This is a genomic window from Rhodococcus sp. D-6 (genome assembly GCF_040256695.1).
Classification (GTDB): Bacteria; Actinomycetota; Actinomycetes; order Mycobacteriales; family Mycobacteriaceae; genus Rhodococcus; species Rhodococcus pyridinivorans.
Map to the genome: position 1 here is coordinate 1,276,906 of NZ_CP132970.1, position 16,475 is coordinate 1,293,380.

General features: G+C 69.2%; 13 protein-coding genes and 1 pseudogene. 6 read left to right on the plus strand and 8 right to left on the minus strand.

Annotated elements, in window-relative coordinates:
* Positions 1-30 precede the first annotated feature (30 nt).
* Positions 31-1,428 carry a sugar porter family MFS transporter gene (locus RBB84_RS06055; protein ID WP_024100730.1) on the minus strand — a complete coding sequence of 466 codons (1,398 nt, stop codon included), beginning with the start codon at positions 1,426-1,428 and terminating at the stop codon, positions 31-33.
* A 366-nt stretch (positions 1,429-1,794) separates the two neighbouring features.
* Between RBB84_RS06055 and RBB84_RS06060 the strand changes: the two are divergent.
* Positions 1,795-2,010: pseudogene (locus RBB84_RS06060) on the plus strand (oxygenase MpaB family protein); the annotation flags it as partial.
* Between the two features lie 123 nt (positions 2,011-2,133).
* Here RBB84_RS06060 and RBB84_RS06065 read toward each other — a convergent pair.
* From RBB84_RS06065 to RBB84_RS06075, 3 genes are all read right to left on the minus strand, one after another.
* Entirely contained in the window at positions 2,134-3,387 is a 1,254-nt protein-coding gene (locus RBB84_RS06065; RefSeq protein ID WP_064256220.1) for a ribonuclease D, read from the minus strand.
* 115 nt (positions 3,388-3,502) lie between these two features.
* Positions 3,503-4,945 carry a wax ester/triacylglycerol synthase family O-acyltransferase gene (locus RBB84_RS06070; protein WP_019289223.1) on the minus strand — a complete coding sequence of 481 codons (1,443 nt, stop codon included), beginning with the start codon at positions 4,943-4,945 and terminating at the stop codon, positions 3,503-3,505.
* Positions 4,946-4,996: 51 nt separating this feature from the next.
* Entirely contained in the window at positions 4,997-5,572 is a 576-nt protein-coding gene (locus RBB84_RS06075) for a DUF3000 domain-containing protein (protein WP_024100732.1), read from the minus strand.
* 169 nt (positions 5,573-5,741) lie between these two features.
* Between RBB84_RS06075 and hemE the strand changes: the two genes are divergently transcribed.
* The 4 genes from hemE to RBB84_RS06095 are packed head-to-tail and all read left to right on the plus strand — an operon-like array spanning position 5,742 to position 11,236.
* A complete protein-coding gene (gene hemE / locus RBB84_RS06080) occupies positions 5,742-6,839 on the plus strand; it encodes a uroporphyrinogen decarboxylase (protein WP_064256219.1) in 1,098 nt (365 codons plus the stop codon).
* On the plus strand, positions 6,836-8,194 hold the full coding sequence (locus RBB84_RS06085; RefSeq protein ID WP_064256218.1) for a protoporphyrinogen oxidase: 1,359 nt from the start codon (positions 6,836-6,838) through the stop codon (positions 8,192-8,194). Before hemE ends, RBB84_RS06085 begins: the two co-directional genes overlap by 4 nt.
* A gap of 5 nt (positions 8,195-8,199) precedes the next feature.
* Positions 8,200-8,895: a hydrogen peroxide-dependent heme synthase gene (gene hemQ / locus RBB84_RS06090; protein ID WP_024100734.1), complete on the plus strand. Its 696-nt coding sequence runs from the start codon at positions 8,200-8,202 to the stop codon at positions 8,893-8,895.
* Between the two features lie 55 nt (positions 8,896-8,950).
* On the plus strand, positions 8,951-11,236 hold the full coding sequence (locus tag RBB84_RS06095) for a molybdopterin-dependent oxidoreductase (protein WP_350247640.1): 2,286 nt from the start codon (positions 8,951-8,953) through the stop codon (positions 11,234-11,236).
* 4 nt (positions 11,237-11,240) lie between these two features.
* Here the strand turns inward: RBB84_RS06095 and RBB84_RS06100 are convergent, their stop codons facing one another.
* Positions 11,241-12,209, minus strand: a complete 969-nt coding sequence (locus RBB84_RS06100; protein ID WP_064256217.1) for an L-lactate dehydrogenase — start codon at positions 12,207-12,209, stop codon at positions 11,241-11,243.
* Between the two features lie 175 nt (positions 12,210-12,384).
* Between RBB84_RS06100 and RBB84_RS06105 the strand changes: the two genes are divergently transcribed.
* Positions 12,385-13,110 (plus strand): HAD-IA family hydrolase, encoded by a 726-nt coding sequence (locus RBB84_RS06105; protein ID WP_019289229.1) that lies wholly within the window; start codon positions 12,385-12,387, stop codon positions 13,108-13,110.
* Here RBB84_RS06105 and msrB read toward each other — a convergent pair.
* From msrB to RBB84_RS06120, 3 genes are all read right to left on the minus strand, one after another.
* Positions 13,073-13,501: a peptide-methionine (R)-S-oxide reductase MsrB gene (msrB, locus tag RBB84_RS06110; protein ID WP_033096717.1), complete on the minus strand. Its 429-nt coding sequence runs from the start codon at positions 13,499-13,501 to the stop codon at positions 13,073-13,075. The two genes, RBB84_RS06105 and msrB, sit on opposite strands and share 38 nt — an antisense overlap.
* Positions 13,502-13,557: 56 nt before the next feature.
* On the minus strand, positions 13,558-14,793 hold the full coding sequence (locus tag RBB84_RS06115; protein WP_019289230.1) for a glycosyltransferase family 87 protein: 1,236 nt from the start codon (positions 14,791-14,793) through the stop codon (positions 13,558-13,560).
* A gap of 63 nt (positions 14,794-14,856) precedes the next feature.
* Positions 14,857-16,416: an alpha/beta fold hydrolase gene (locus RBB84_RS06120; protein ID WP_033096718.1), complete on the minus strand. Its 1,560-nt coding sequence runs from the start codon at positions 16,414-16,416 to the stop codon at positions 14,857-14,859.
* Positions 16,417-16,475: the final 59 nt, after the last annotated feature.

Sequence of the window (16,475 nt, forward strand, 5' to 3'; positions counted from 1 at the left end):
TCCGGATACCGCCCCTGGCGTCTGTATCGGCTAGCTCTGCATCTCCTCGAGTTCCATGCCCTTGGTCTCGGGGATCTTGGCCTTGACGAAGAAGAACGACAGCAGGGCGAAGAACGCGAACAGTCCGTACAGGAACCACAGACCGACCGCGGAGGTGAGTGGTGGGAACGCCAGTGTCACCGTGAAATTCGCGATCCAGTTGGCGGCGGTGCTGATACCGAGGGCCACCGCGCGCATGCGGTTCGGGAACATCTCGCCGAGCATCACCCACATGATCGGACCCCAGGTGGCGGCGAAGAAGATCACGAAGGCGTTCGCGCCGACGAGGGCGAGCGCACCCCACGGTGCCGGAAGTTCGACGTCCTCACCGCTGCCGACCGCCTGCGAGAAGGCGATCGCGGCGAGCAGCAGGCTGACGAACATGCCGATCGAACCGGTCATCAACAGCGGACGGCGACCGATCTTGTCGACGAACAGGATCGCGACGAACGTCATGACCACGTTGATCACGGCGGTGATCACCGAGGTCGTGAACGACTGGTTCTCGGTGAAGCCCACCGACTTCCACAGTGTCGTCGAGTAGTAGAAGATCGCGTTGATACCGACGAACTGCTGGAAGACGGCCATCGTGATGCCGACCCACACCAGCGGCTGCAGACCGAAGACCGGGCCGCGGATGTCGCCGAAGGACGCCTTCGACTCGCGTCGCAGCGTCAGCCGGATCTCGCGGACACGCTCGTCGGGCCGGAGCTCGCCCGTGACGTTGGCCAGGACGGCCGCAGCCTCTTCGTCCATGTCCTTGCCGACGAGATAGCGGGGGGACTCCGGGATCGTCAGCGCCAGTACACCGTAGAGGACGGCAGGCGCGACGCCGACGAGGAACATCCACCGCCAGGCCTCGAGATTCCACCACAGCTCGTTCGACGCTCCACCGGCGGCGTTCTGCAGCACCGCGTCGGACAGCAGGGCCGCGAAGATGCCGAGAGTGATGGCGAGCTGCTGCAGTGATGCGAGGGCGCCACGGTAGCGAGCGGGTGCGATCTCGGAGATGTAGGTCGGTGCGATGACCGACGCGATACCGATGCCGAGGCCGCCGAGCACACGCCACAGCATGAGATCGGGAACGCTGAAGGCCAGACCGGACCCGATCGACGAGATGACGAACAGGGCGGAGCCGAGGAGCATCACCCGCTTGCGGCCCCAACTGTCGGCGAGGCGTCCGGCGAACCACGCGCCGACGGCACAACCGAGCAGGGCGATGGCGACGGCGAAACCGGTCACGAACGAACTGAGCGCGAAGTTGTCCTGGATGGAGTCGACGGCGCCGTTGATGACCGAGCTGTCGAAGCCGAACAGGAAACCGCCCACGGCCGCCGCGACGGTCACGGCGATGACTTTCGCGGCGTGTGCGGTCGATGGTTGGGTCACCGAGGAACTCCTGGATCGGACTGGCCGCGAGAGCGGGAAAAGGGTTGGACACAGTGTGTTTTCTTCAGGGGAACATTACGCCGGGGTGAACGGCCGACTCGACGTTTCCGGCGAGAACTCGCCCACAAGGCGGACTTCGAACGCGGCATGGAGTGTGGCGACGCCTCCGAGTGGGTAAGAAGTTAAGAAATATTCTCTCCGCGCCGTCGCTCTGTCTGCGACCTTCCCAAGCGGTGAGGACCTCCGCTTGACACCGTGCGATCTGGAAATACAGTCCTGTTCCATGACTCGGCGACGACCGGACGCGACCGTACGGGGTGTGGTGGGTGAAGCGGCGTTCCCGCCGACCTCACCCGGAGGTTCCTCATGGAGATCGCTCTGCCTCCGGTAGAGCACGGTGTGGTGGAACACAGCAGGGCGCTCATCGACCCCGTCACACCTTTCCGGAACACGAGCGCGTACATCTTCCTCGTGGCGTTCGGCGACGACGAGGAACGGCGCAGGGTGGTGCGTTTCGTCGACCGCGCCCACGCACCGGTCCGCTCCGACGGATACAACGCCTTCGATCCGAGGCTCCAGTTGTGGATCGCCGCGGTGATGTTCCACGGCGGCCGCGACGTGTACGAGCGGTTCTTCGGCCTTGATGTGATGTCCAGGACGCGGCAGCCGCCGGAAGTAGATGGCACGCAGAGCAGACGGCGGAGATCAGTTCTCCGCCGTCAGGGCCTTCGCGAGTCGCGGCACGGTCAGCGCGCGCTGCCACGGCCGTGCCCCGCCCTCGGCGAAGCGGCCGTCGATGTACTCCTCGACGTCGGCCCCGTCGGAGACGTCCCAGTCCCAGCACAGGCGCCGAACGAGTTCGGGGCTGATCAGGTTCTCGACGGGAACGGCGACTTCCTCGCTCAGAGCGGTGAGTTCGCCGCGCGCGAGGGCGAGACGTGCGGCCTCCTCAGGGTGGTGACGCGACCACCGGCCGGCCGGGGGAGGCCCGGTCAGGGGCGGCGTGAGAGGTGGGAGCCGGTCCTCCGGCAGTGCACGGGCCCGCTCGATCGCGTTGAACCACGCACGGGAGGAACGCCGCTGCCGCGGACCGCCGAAAACCGGAAGCTCCTGCAACTGTTCGACGCTCGTGGGATTCGCCTCCGCGGCGGCGATGATCGCGGAGTCGGGAAGGATGCGCCCCGGGGCGATGTCACGCCGGGCGGCGATCTCGTCGCGGGTGGTCCACAGTTCCCGGACGATCGCCAAGCGGCGTCGGTCCTTGATCGCGTGGATCTTGGACGTGCGCCGCCACCGATCGGGCTTCGGAGCGGGCGGCCCCGCGAGCCGGATGTGCTCGAATTCCTGAGCGGCCCACTCGGTCTTGTTCTGCCGCTCGAGTTCGCTCGCCATCGCGTCGCGGAGTTCGACGAGCGGTTCGACGTCGAGTGCGGCGTAGTTGAGCCACGAGTCGGGAAGCGGTCGCGTCGACCAGTCCGCCGCACCGTGGCCCTTGCGCAGTTCGAGGCCGAGGGTCTCGGCCACGATCGCGGCGAGACCGACGCGGGGGAATCCGGCGAGACGACCGGCGAGTTCGGTGTCGTACAACTTCGCCGGACGGAGTCCGAGTTCGGCCAGGCCGGGGAGATCCTGGTCGGCGGAATGCAGGACCCATTCGAGGTCGTTGATCACCTCGGTCAGGGGAGCGAGGTCGTCCCGCGTGGGAATGGGATCGAGCAGCACCGTGCCGGCGCCGTCACGACGGAGCTGTACGAGATAGGCGCGCCCGGAGTAGCGGTAGCCCGATGCGCGTTCGGCGTCGACGGCGAGCGGGCCGTGTCCCTGCGCGAGCATCGCTGCCGCGTCGGCGACCCCGCGCGCCGTGGTGACGACCTTCGGGACGCCGTCGCGGGGTTCGAGGAGCGGCACCGTGGTCACGCTCGTGCTCTTCTGCTCGTCCTCGTCGTTCTGTGCCGGCATGGGCGTGACTCTAGCGGTGTCGTCCCCGTGTGCAATTCCGTTCCTGTCCGGAACGTCCGATCGGTGGACACGCACGGACCCGCTCGACGCCTCGCGAACTCCCCTCAGAACACCGTCACCTCTCCTGCGAGACGACATCGTCGCGCTCCACATCCGATGTGAGGATGTCGTCGTTCTCCGCGCCGGCCGCGAGGATGAGGTCCTCGAGGGCGGGGGAGAAGTCGTCGACGAGTTTCCACAGGTCGGGGACGAGATCGGGACACGAGATCAGACCGATGTCGAGCCTGCCGTCGAGGGAGAGCACCGTGATGTTGAGCGCTGCGCCGTGGAAGATCGGGCCGAAGGGGTACATCGCCGTCATGCGGGCGCCCAGGAAGTACAGCGGCACGGGAGGTCCGGGCACGTTGGAGATCACGAGGTTGTGGATCACCGGGTGCCGGTCGGCGAGCCGCAGTCCGGCGTAGGCGCGCATCGCGGGGGCGAACACGGCCGCGCCGAGGAACTGGGACCAGTCCTGCAGCAGGTTCGCGCCGAGGTCGGCGTTGTGTTCCTTGGCCACCGCGTTCGCTTCCGAGAGTGCCCGCAGCCGCTCTGCGGGGTCGGCGATGTGTGTGTGGAGGTCGGCGAACATCGCCGAGACCTGGTTGCGTCCCGGCCGATCCGACCTGCCGTGGACCGAGACCGGGATCATCCCGATGAGCGGGGAGTCGGGCAGCTCGCTGCGCCGCTCCAGATATCGGCGTAGCGCGCCGGCGCACACCGCCATCACCACGTCGTTGACGGTGACGCCGAAGACGTTCTTCACCAGCTTCACGTCGTCGAGGTTCAGCTCGGCGAAGCCGACGGTGCGGTGTCCGGTGATGGTGGAGTTGAACGGGGTGCGCGGCGCCGTGAACGGCGCGGGCATGGCGTCGCCGCGTCGGGCGCGGGCGATCCAGGAGGTCAGCGATGTGACCGCGCCGGGAAGGATCCGCAGCAGGTGGAGAGGCCGGCGGGCGACGTTGAGGGCTCCGGCGATCGCGATGGCGAGATCGTTCGCGTCGCCGGCACCCCACTGCACCGGTTCGGGCCGGGGATCGGCCGGGTCGAGGCTGCACAGCTGCGCGATGAGTGCGGCACCGGAGACCCCGTCCACTCCGGCGTGATGCATTTTCGCGATGACGGCGATCCTGCCGTCGTCGAGACCGTCGACGAACCACATCTCCCATAGTGGCCGGGAGCGATCCAGGGGTTGCGCGGCGATGTGTCCGCACAGCTCCGCGAGCTCGGTCCGGCCGCCCGGGGCGGGCACGCCGACGTGGTGGACGTGCCGGTCGAGGTCGAAGTCGTGGTCGTCGACCCAGACCGGATGGTCGAGGTTGAACCTGCTGTCGGCGAGCTTCATCCGGAACTGGGGTACGGCGGTGAGGCGCGCTTCGAGTTCGTTGCGCAGTCTCACGTAGTCGTAGCCGCCCGGGACGGTGGACGGATCCAGCACGATCAGCCCGCAGATGTGGAGGAGCTGACTGGGGGTCTCGAGGTAGAGGAAACCGGCATCGAGCCCGCTGAGACGCTGCATGGAATCAAGAGTAGAACAGGTTCTAGAAATCCGGTCGGATTGCAGCGGCTTTCACCGCTGGAGTCGCGCAACCCCCGCCGGAGGCAGACCCGCGGCATATGCGAGGACGTCACAGAACGCCTCCACGTGCAGGGTCAGCATGTCGGACTGCGGAGTCCACGACGCGCGCAGTTCCAGTTGGTGGGCGCGTCCCGGGCCCGCGATGTCCCCGAACCGCACGGAGGTCGTCGCCGTCACCGTGCCGCCCAGCGCCGTGAGCGGTTCACCGTGCGCGGCGAGGGCGTCGACGAGCCAACTCCACGCGACCTCCGGCAGCAGCGAGTCCGCTGCCAGGCTCTCGTCGACGTCGGCCTGGATGTACGAGACGAGCCGGGTGGTCCCGTGCCACGCCTCGTCGCCGTCGGGGTCGTAGAGCAGGATGAGACGGCCGAACGCGTCGCCCTCCGACTGCTCGGGCACCCCCTCCGTCTCGTCGTGCAGGACCTCGGCGCCCAGTGCATAGCTGTAGGGAGCGAGCCGTTGCGGGGGTCGGATCGGCCCGACCTCGATCTCCGGGCGCACGGTAGCCGCGTTCATCGCATCGACTGCGGAACGGAAGCGGGCCGGCTCGGCGGGCGAGGTGGTCACCGAGCGGAGGTTAGTGCCGGTGACGCACCGCACGCGGGAGGCGCGCCGATTCCGGTGGGCGGCGCGGTCGTGGCAGCATGGGCAGCGGGTCCGCGCCACACGTCTCGGTCCGGGACCCGACAGACGCTGCCCTGCGCGACGGCGCGCAGTGCCCGAAGAACGAGGATCGATGACCGGCTTGGAGAACACGAACGTCGGCTCTGCGGTGCCCGCGGAGTACCCCGCGCGAAGGATCCTGCCGCATGCGCCCCTGCTGGCGGCCGCGCGCGGTGAGCGGCCCGTCCACCGGCCCGTGTGGTTCATGCGCCAGGCGGGCCGCTCCCTGCCCGAGTACCGGGAGATCCGGGCCGGCGTCGGCATGCTCGAATCGTGCTTCGACCCCGAGCTCGTCTGCGAGATCACGATGCAGCCGGTGCGGCGGCACAAGGTCGACGCTGCCATCCTGTTCTCCGACATCGTCGTCCCGCTCAAGGCGGCAGGTATCGACCTCGACATCGTCGCCGGGACGGGCCCGGTCGTCGCGAACCCCGTCCGTACCGCCGCCGATGTCGCCGCGCTGCCGTCCCTCGAGGCCGAGGAGGTCGGGGCGGTCGCCCGCGCGGTCGGTCTGCTGACCCGCGAACTCGGCGACACCCCGCTCATCGGCTTCGCGGGGGCGCCCTTCACCTTGGCGTCCTATCTCGTCGAGGGCGGACCCAGCCGCAACCACGAGCACACCAAGGCGCTCATGCACGCCGACCCGAAGACCTGGCACGCGCTCCTCGGCAAGCTCACCGATGTCGCTATCGGCTTCCTGCGCGCGCAGATCGGCGCCGGTGTCGACGCCGTCCAGCTCTTCGACTCGTGGGCGGGCGCCCTCTCGCTCGCCGACTACCGCGAGTACGTCCTGCCGCACTCCGAGCGTGTCTTCGCCGAGATCGCCGGTGCGGGGGTGCCGCGCATCCACTTCGGTGTCGGCACCGGTGAGCTCCTCGGCGCCATGGGTGAGGCGGGCGCCGACGTGGTCGGCGTCGACTGGCGCATCCCGCTCGACGTCGCCGCGACCCGCGTCGGCCCCGGCAAGGCCCTGCAGGGCAACCTCGACCCCGCGATTCTGTTCGCGGGCCGGGAGGTCGTCGAACGCGAGGTGCGCCGCATCGTCGCCGAGGCCGACCGTGCTCTCGAGACCGGCGCCATCGGACACATCTTCAATCTCGGTCACGGCGTGCTGCCCGACACCGATCCCGATGCCATCACCCGAGTGGTCGAGCTGGTGCATTCGCTGTGACCCCGCCGACGGTCGCGGTCGTCGGCGGTGGGATCAGCGGGCTCGTCGCCGCGTATCGGCTGCGTCGTTCGCTCGGCGCCGCCGCCCGCATCGTCGTGCTCGAGCGATCGTCGCGGCTCGGCGGCAAGCTCCGCACGGTCCCGCTCGCGGGTGATCCTGTCGACGTCGGCGCCGAGGCGTTCATCGCACGCCGACCCGAGGTGGTCGCGCTCGTCGAGGAACTCGGCCTGAGCGCCCACATCGTCCACCCTTCGGCTGCCCGTCCGCTCCTGTACGCCGACGCGCGACTGCATCCGCTGCCGGCGGGCACGCTCATGGGCATCCCCGCCTCGGCGCAGGCCGTGGAGGGTCTCGTCGACGACGAGACCCTGGCGCGCATTGCCGCCGAACCCACAGTGCCGTTCCACTGGGACCGGGACTCCGACGTCTCCGTCGCGGATCTCGTCCGATCACGCTTCGGTGAGCAGGTGGTGCAGCGCAGCGTCGACCCCCTGCTCGGTGGGGTGTACTCGGGGCTGTCCGACACCGCGGGTGTCCGTGCCACCGTCCCGACGCTCGCCGCGGCTCTCGACGCCGGCGCGACGAGCCTGAGCGACGCCGTCGCCCGCGCTCTGCCCCCGAAGTCGGACGCCCCGGTCTTCGGGACGCTGCGCGAGGGCTACGGCGTGCTGATCCAAGCCCTCGTCCGCGAGGCCGACGCCGAGTTCCTCTACGGCACAGCCGCATCCGGACTGAAGCGCAGCGGTGGCCGGTGGTCGGTCGATCCGCTCGGCGAGGTCGACGGTGTGGTGCTCGCCGTGCCCGCCCCGGACGCCGCCCGGCTGCTCTCCGACAGTGTCCGATCCGCCGCGCAGTGCGCCGCGCAGATCCCGCTCGCCTCGTCGGTGGTGGTCGCGCTCGCGTTGCCGCACGACGCCGGCCTGCCGCAGAACTCCGGGATCCTCGTCGCGACGGGGGAGGAACTGTCGGCGAAGGCCTTCACGCTGTCGAGCCGCAAGTGGCCGCACCTCGCCGAACGTCCCGTCGCACTCGCGCGTGCGTCGTTCGGACGGTTCGGCGACGACGCGCTCGTCGACGCGTCCGAGGCCGACCTGATTGCGCTGGCCCGCGCGGATCTCGCGACCGTCACCGGAGTCGACGCCGAACCGGTGGCCGCCTTCGTGCAGCGGTGGCACGGCGGGCTGCCGCAGTACCGCGAACACCACGGCGAGATCGTCGCCGCCTTCGAGGCCGAGATCGCAGGGATCGACGGACTCGAGGTCGCCGGCGCGATGCTGCACGGTGTGGGTGTACCCGCATGTGTCGCAACAGGCACGGCTGCGGCCGCACGCCTGACTGCACGAATGGAAGGATGAACGTCATGGCACGTCTCGACTACGACAAGCTCAATTCCACCCTCCGTTACACGATGTGGTCGGTCTTCCAGGTCCGGCCCGGCGTCCTCGGCGACGACCGCGCCGCGGCGATCGAGGACGCGAAAGCGTTCTTCGCCCGCTTCGACGACACCGACGTGATCGTGCGCGGTATCTACGATGTGGCCGGCACCCGCGCGGACGCCGATTTCATGATCTGGACGCACGCCGAGCACATCGAGGATCTGCAGAAGCTGTACGCCGACTTCCGGCGCACCACGATCCTCGGCCGCGCGAGCACCCCGGTCTGGTCGAACACCGCACTGCACCGACCCGCGGAGTTCAACAAGAGCCACCTGCCCGCCTTCATCGCGGGGGAGGAGCCGGGCAACTACGTGTGCGTGTACCCCTTCGTGCGGTCCTACGAGTGGTACCTCCTGCCCGACGAGCAGCGTCGCAAGATGCTCGCCGACCACGGCATGGCGGCCCGCGGCTACCCCGATGTCCGCGCCAACACCGTTCCGGCCTTCGCGCTCGGCGACTACGAGTGGATCCTCGCCTTCGAGGCGCCGGAACTGCACCGCATCGTCGATCTCATGCGCGACCTGCGTGCCACCGACGCGCGCCTGCACGTCCGGGAGGAGACCCCCTTCTTCACCGGACCGCGGGTCGACGTCGAAGCCCTCGTCGCGTCGCTGCCCTGACGTGACCTCGACGAGCGCGGTGCCACCCGAGGGAGAAGGTCGTCTGTTCTCCCAGATGGCGCACTGGGGGATGTTCTCGGCGCAGGCACGCGACGGCGAGGTCGTCGCCGTGCGGCCCTACGCCGGGGACCGCGACCCCTCACCGATCCTGGGGAACATCCCCGGATCGGTGCGGCACCGTGCTCGCATCGCCGGTCCGGCCGTCCGTCGCGGCTGGCTCGAGAACGGACCGGGACCGAGCACACGACGCGGCGACGACGAGTACGTCGCGGTCTCGTGGGACGAACTCACCGAGATCCTCGGGGGCGAACTGCAGCGCGTAAAGGACCGGCACGGCAACCGGGCGATCTTCGGCGGCTCCTACGGCTGGTCCGCCCCGGGCCGGTTCCACCACGCACAGAGCCAGGTGCACCGCTTCCTGAAGATGTTCGGCGGCTACACCCGCTCGGTGCACTCCTACTCGCTCGGCGCGACCGGCGTGATCATGCCGCACGTCGTAGGCACCCACTGGAAACTGTTCGCGCGCTCGACCTCCTGGGAGGTCATCGCCCGCGAGACCGATCTGATGGTGTGCTTCGGCGGGATCCCGCTGAAGAACACCGCCGTCAACGACGGCGGCACGAGCGATCACCCCACCCGCGACGCCCTCGACCGGATGCGGGCCCGCGGCGGACGGATCGTCTCGTTCAGCCCGATCCGCAGCGACGTGCACGGTGAGCACGAGTGGCTCGCGCCCCGGCCGGGCACCGACGTCGCGATCATGCTCGCCCTCGGTTATGTCCTGGCCACCGAGGGTCTGGCCGACCGTGAGTTCCTCGACCGCTACTGCACCGGTTACGACCGCTTCGAGGAGTACCTGCTCGGCCGCACCGACGGCGTCCCGAAGACCCCCGAGTGGGCCGCCGGACTGTCGGGCATCCCGGCGGGAACCCTCGTCGACCTCGCGCGACGCATGGCCCGTGGCCGCACCCTGGTGTCGGTCACATGGTCGCTGCAACGCGTGCGGCACGGCGAGCAGGCGCCCTGGGCGGGCGTGACCCTCGCCGCGATGCTCGGCCAACTCGGCGTTCCCGGGGGCGGTTTCGGCCACGGCTACGGTTCGATGAACGAACCCGGTCTCGCGCCCGTCCCGTATCCGCTGCCCACCCTGTTCCAGGGCAACAACGACGTCGAGGACTTCATCCCCGTCGCCGCGATCTCCGACCTGCTGTTGCGGCCGGGGGAGCAATTCGACTACGACGGCCGTCGCCTGACCTTCCCGGACATCCGGCTCGTGTACTGGGCGGGTGGCAATCCCTTCCACCACCACCAGGACATCGGCCGGCTCCGCCGCGCCCTGCAACGGCCCGACACGATCGTCGTCCACGACCCGTACTGGACGCCGATGGCCAAGCACGCCGACATCGTCGTGCCGTCGACCACGGCGCTCGAGCGCGACGACCTGACGTGCACGCGCAACGATCCGCTGCTCGTCGCGATGCAGGCTGCCGTCCCACGCTTCGCCGACGCCCGCGACGACTACGACACCTGCACCGCTCTCGCCCACCGCCTCGGCTTCGGCGAGCAGTTCACCGAGGGCCGGACCTCCCGGGAGTGGCTCGAACACCTCTACGAGCAGTGGCGCGGTTTCGTCCTCGCCGACGACCGGCGCATCGAGGACCCGCCGCCCTTCGACGACTTCTGGTACGGCGGACCGGTCCGGATGCGGACCGAGGACGATCTGACCCTCTTCGAGGACTTCCGGTCCGATCCCGCGGCGAACCCGTTGCGGACTCCCAGCGGACTGCTCGAGATCTTCTCCGCCGATATCGACTCGTTCGGCTACGACGACTGCGCCGGGCACCCCACCTGGTACGAACCCGACGAATGGCTCGGCTCCCCGCGGGTCGAGCGGTTCCCACTGCACCTGATCGCCAATCAGCCGGCCACGCGCCTGCACGGGCAGCTCGATCACGGCTCGGTGAGCCAGGCGTCGAAGATCCGTGGCCGTGAACCGATCCGGATGCGTCCCGACGACGCTGCCGCGCGAGGTCTGGAAGCCGGCGACATCGTCCGCGTCTTCAACGATCGTGGTTCGTGCCTCGCCGGGGTGGTCCTCGACGACGGTCTGCTGCCGAACGTCGTCCAGCTCGCGACGGGAGCCTGGTACGACCCGCTGGATCCGTCCGATCCCGGATCGATGTGCGTGCACGGGAACGCGAACGTGCTCACCCCCGACGTCGGCACGTCGTCGCTGTCCCACGGATGCACGGGTCAGCACGTGCTCGTCGACGTCGAGCGGTTCGACGGCGAGTTGCCGCCCATCCGGGCCTACGATCCGCCGGTCGTCCGGCAGCGCTGAGCGGTCACAGTCCGAGGGACGACTGGACGTCGCGCAGGGTGGCCGCCGAGGTGGCCAGACCCGTTTCCTCCTCCGGCGACAACGGCACCTCGAGCACGGTGTGCGCGCCGCGCGCGTCGACGACGGTGGGAAGCGAGAGGCAGACGTCCTGCAGGCCGTGCCGCCCGGTTTGCAGCGTCGACACCGCGAGCACCCGGCGCTGGTTCCGCAGCACGGCCTCCACGATGCGGGCACTCGACAGTCCGATCGCGAGATTCGTGGCGCCCTTGCCGCGGATGATCTCGTAGGCGCTGCGCACGACCTCCTCGAAGAGTTCGGCGCGGGTGTCCGGTCCGAAGACGGGTCGTCCGTCGACGGCGAAGGACTCCACCGGCACGCCGCCGATCGTCGCACTCGACCACAGGGCGACCTCCGAGTCGCCGTGTTCCCCCACGACGAACGCGTGAACGTTCTCGACCGCGACGTCGGCGCGGTGGGCGAGCAGATACCGCAGCCGGCCGGAATCGAGCACCGTGCCCGACCCGAAGATCCGGCCATCCGAGACGCCGGTCGCCGCGATCGCGGCGCGGGTGACGATGTCGACCGGATTACTGACGAAGACGATCACTGCATCGGGGGAGACGGACAGCAGGCCGGGAGTCAGGTCCCGTGTCAGGGCGACGTTCGCCGCCGCGAGATCCAGACGCGACTGGCCGGGATGCTGCTTGGCCCCCGCGGTCACGACGATCAGATCGGAACCGGCGGTGACCGCGATGTCGTCACTGCCCTCGATCCGGCACGACGGCGCGAACTGCGTGCCGTGGTTCAGGTCCAGGACCTCCGCGCGCACCTTCGCGGAGTTCGTGTCGAACAGCGCGATCGCGTCTGCCGAACCCCTGAGTAGACATGCATACGCCACCGCGGTACCGACGCTCCCGGCGCCGACGACGGACAGCTTCGTGTGTCGCCGGATTCTCGTACCCGTCTCAGCCATGCGAGACATTGTGGCAAGCCGGCCCCTCGGTCGGTAGCCTCGCGCCACATGACTCGGTCCGCATCGGGACATTCCCTGCGAGCGGCCGGCCCCGCCGCGATGGCGGCGATGCGACTGCTCGAGGAGATCTAGCCGAGCCGACCTGCCACTGTCGCTCAGCCGTTAGCCTCGGGACATGGCCGAGACCCCCTTCGATGCCGTCCTGTTCGACTTCTCCGGCACCCTGTTCCGGCTCGAGGAGGACGAGAGCTGGCTCGCGGACGTCACCGACCACGAGGGCAGACCCTTCGACGTGCACCGGCAGGCCGAACTCATGCGGCGGCTGACGCAACCCGTCGGGCAGCCCGTCGAGATGGACGCCGACGAGCACCACGCGTGGACCAACCGCGACCGCGAACCGCGCTGGCACCGCGAGGCCTACCTGACGGTGCTGCGCAGATCGGGCGTGGCCGATCCCGAACAGGCACAGGCGCTCTACGAGAAGGTGACCGACCCCGACTGCTGGACCGTCTATCCCGACACCGTCCCCGTCATCGAGGCGCTCGCTGGAGACGGGATCGCCGTCGGCGTGGTGAGCAACATCGCCTTCGACCTGCGGCCGGCCTTCGCCCGGCTCGGTATCGACGACCTCGTGTCGGTGTTCGCGCTGTCCTTCGAGGTGGGCGCCGTCAAGCCCGAACCGGAGATCTTCCGCCACGCCGTCGACAGACTCGGTGTCGACCCGCGACGGACGCTGATGATCGGCGACAGCGAGAAGGCGGACGGTGCCGCCCGGTCGATCGGATGCGCGTTCGAACTCGTCGAACCGACACCGACCACCGAGCGGCACGACGCACTGTGGACCGCGCTGGCCGCGGCCGGGATCACTCCGACCGAACCAGGCGCAGGGAGATCGAGTTGATGCAGTACCGCTTGTCGGTGGGCGTCGGGTAACCCTCGCCCTCGAAGACGTGCCCGAGATGGCTGTGGCACGTCGCGCACACCACCTCGATGCGCCGCATGCCCAGCGAGTTGTCCTCGCGCAGGATCACGGCGTCGGAGTCGGCGGGGTCGAAGAACGACGGCCACCCGCAGTGGGAGTGGAACTTCTCGGTGCTGCGGAACAGTTCGGCACCGCACGCGCGGCATTCGTAGATGCCCTCGGTCTCGGTGTCGGTGTACTCGCCGACGAAGGGACGCTCGGTGCCGGCCTGACGCAACACGGCGAATTCGGCGGGAGTGAGCTTCGCGCGCCATTCCTCGTCGGTGTGGACGACCTTGGGTGCGGGTTCGGATCGAGGAGCAGACGTCATGATCTCCACGCTAACCGCGCTCGGCGCGCGCGTCACGTCTGCACCGGCACGGACGATCACGTCCGTGCGGGCTGCTTCTCCTCGAGCAGGTGCGACGGCTCGATGCCGTCCGCCAGGCGCCCTTCGCGCTTCGCGACGAGGTAACGGTCGAGCAGGACGGCGAAGACGACGATGAGCAGCAGCGACCAGCCGAAGGTTGTCTTCATGTACTCCGCCGCGCGCCCGGCCTCCACCCACCGGTTCGACAGCCACGAGTCGTAGCTCAGGAAGCCGTACACGGCGAGCCAGGCGGGCCAGTTCCGCATCACGGAGTTCGGCAGCAGCACCGTCATCAGCAGAGGGAACAGCATCATCGAGTAGTACATCTGGCCGAGCGATCCGAGCAGGAACGAAGCCGCGAGCAACACACCGCCGGCGGTGCACACGAAGAACACCTCGTCGTGGCGGCAGTAGCGGTAGAGCAACCACACCGACACCGCGACCATCACCGCGAGCACCGCCCGCAGACCGAAGATCAGCCAGGCCGGGAGCCCGTAGTACATGCCGTTGCCGACGATCGCGCTGTTGAAGTAGTCGCGGGACTCGAGCAGGTACGGCACGGTGTGCTCGACGAACTGCCACGCGTCGACCGACAGGGGCCACGCGATGATCGTCAGCGCGATCGGGACACCCGCGGCGGTGATGAAGACCTTCCACTGTCCGCGCACGAGCGGGAGCAACAGCAGGGGAGCGAGGATCGGTTTGACGGCGAAGGTCAGGCCGAGCGCAGCCCCCGCCCACAGATCACGTCGTTTGAGCAGCAGCGTCAGGAACGCGATCTCGCCGAGCAGGACGAGACCGTTGATGTTCGTGAAGACGAGCGTGTTCGTCACCGTCTCGGACGCGAACGCGGCGAAGACCAGCACCGGCGCGATCGGCGAATCGAGTCGCAGACCGAACATGCGCAGCAACAGGTAGAGCGCGACGAGGATCGCGATCGCATTGGCGAGAATGAACAACCACCGCGACCGCTCGGGGTCGATCACCGCGATCGGGGCGATCAACAACGTGCCGGAAGGCGGATAGAGGTAGTGGGGATCGACCCACTGGAACTCGGCGGTGTACACCGGCCGGCGGTTGAGGAAGGCCAGCGCGGCGTTGTAGACCGGGGTGAAGTCGTCCGTCCGGAACCCGTTGACCGCTTTGATCACGACCCGGTGCAGAACCGTCAGTACGGCAAGGGGCCACACCACAGCCTTGACCACCTCGGCGGTCGTACGTGCGGTCCGGGGTTCGAGACTTCTGAGGAACACTACGGCACGGTACACCGCGGGCCTGCGGACCCGTGCACACGCCCTGCCCCCGACCGGGGAACGTCACGCGGGGCACAGGCTCCCGTTGGGTGGAAGTTCTCCGTCGGACAGATAGGTCTCCACCCGCGCCTGCACGCATCCCGAGTGCAGGACCGCCGAGTAACCGGCACCCTGCCACGACAGTGACGCCCAGGCGATACCGCCTGCGGTGAGCACACCGGTCACCGACTCCACGCCGGCATTGCCCACGACCGGGTCCGCGGCCCCCGAGGAGACGAGCACGGGCACGTCGAGCGCCGCCGGCAGCGGCGGGGGAGGCAGGCTCGGCCACGCCGCACATGCCGTCAGGCCCGTCGCCAGATCCGCGCCGTACAGCGGATAGAGGGTGGACCAACTCCGGGCGAGATCGCCCGCGTGGGTCGGGGTCGGCCAGCGCTGTCCGTCGCTGCACCGGGCGACGAACTGACCGTCCGTCGAGAGCCTCTCCTCGGCCACACCGACCAGTTCGATGAGCGGCATGACATCGCCGTCCCGCGCGGCTGCGAGGACGTCCGCCACCTCACGGACGCGGGCCTGCAGATCGGCGCGCGGCGTGCCGAGGACACCCGTCAGCGCCGTGAGGAAGGAATTGGCCGAGACCGGCGCGAGTTCACCCTCGGTGGCCTGCTCGTGCAGATCCTCGATCGCCGCGCGCGGATCGTCGCCCAGGGCGCAGTCGAGGGCGGTGCACTGCCGGGCGAAGGCATCGACGGCGGCCTCCGCGCCGCGGGCCTGCGACTCGGCCATGAGTTCGGCGTCGGCGGTGGCCGCGGCGGGGGAGTCGAGGACGAGACGGCCGACCGCGCCCGGATAGGCGGCGGCGTAGGCGAGCGCGACCGTCGCACCGTTCCCCACCCCGAGAAGACCGATCCGGTCCACGCCCCATGCCTGCCGGAGGCGTTCGATGTCGTCGGCGGCGTGTGATGCGCCGAACATCAGCTGCTGCGGCTGCAGGTAGTCGGTGCACGAGACGGTCGCCTGACGACCCAGATCGGCGACGCGTTCGGGTGCATCGCCGGTGCGACCGAATTGTCCGAGATCGCCGAGACCGCGACGATCAGCAGGAAAGATGCAGTCGATCGCGAGCGAGTTGCCGATCCCGCGCCGATCCACCGCGACGATCGGACGCATCGCCAGTGCACCCGACATCGCGCCGGTCGCCATGGCGGTCAGTGCGCGCGTCGACGCGACGTCGGCGCCGGTCGTGAGAACCAGCGGCGCCACGTCGGTGGGGGTGTCGGGCAGTCGTGCGCGCATGACTGCCAGCGGGAAGGTGCCCGTCACGGTGCCGGCCGCATCGATCGGGGCGACGACCTCCGCGCACTCGAGAACGAGGCCCTGGGCACCCGGCGGTGCGTCGAACGAGGAGAGCGTCTCGTCCGTGCAGTTCCGCCACGCCGGTTCGGCCGACGGCACCGGAAGTTCGGGTACCTCGGTCTCGTCCTGCGGGGTCCCGTCGACGGCGACACCGGGATCGTCGCGCACCACGGCGACGTCGGGACGTATCGACGGTCCTGCTCCGCACGCGGTCGACGCCGCGGCAACCGTGATCAACATCGCGGCGATCACTCCCGATCTGCGCATGCGCACAGCCTGCCAGGTTCACCGGCGGCCGCGCGCAACCGGTGGTCGAGCGGCCGATC

Coding starts and splice junctions, on each gene's coding strand:
- RBB84_RS06065 (WP_064256220.1), bottom strand. CDS start 3,387: ATGCCGGCACAGAACGACGAGGACGAGCAGAAGAGCACGAGCGTGACC.
- RBB84_RS06105 (WP_019289229.1), top strand. CDS start 12,385: ATGGCCGAGACCCCCTTCGATGCCGTCCTGTTCGACTTCTCCGGCACC.
- RBB84_RS06070 (WP_019289223.1), bottom strand. CDS start 4,945: ATGCAGCGTCTCAGCGGGCTCGATGCCGGTTTCCTCTACCTCGAGACC.
- hemQ (WP_024100734.1), top strand. CDS start 8,200: ATGGCACGTCTCGACTACGACAAGCTCAATTCCACCCTCCGTTACACG.
- RBB84_RS06095 (WP_350247640.1), top strand. CDS start 8,951: ATGGCGCACTGGGGGATGTTCTCGGCGCAGGCACGCGACGGCGAGGTC.
- hemE (WP_064256219.1), top strand. CDS start 5,742: ATGACCGGCTTGGAGAACACGAACGTCGGCTCTGCGGTGCCCGCGGAG.
- RBB84_RS06120 (WP_033096718.1), bottom strand. CDS start 16,416: ATGCGCAGATCGGGAGTGATCGCCGCGATGTTGATCACGGTTGCCGCG.
- msrB (WP_033096717.1), bottom strand. CDS start 13,501: ATGACGTCTGCTCCTCGATCCGAACCCGCACCCAAGGTCGTCCACACC.
- RBB84_RS06100 (WP_064256217.1), bottom strand. CDS start 12,209: ATGGCTGAGACGGGTACGAGAATCCGGCGACACACGAAGCTGTCCGTC.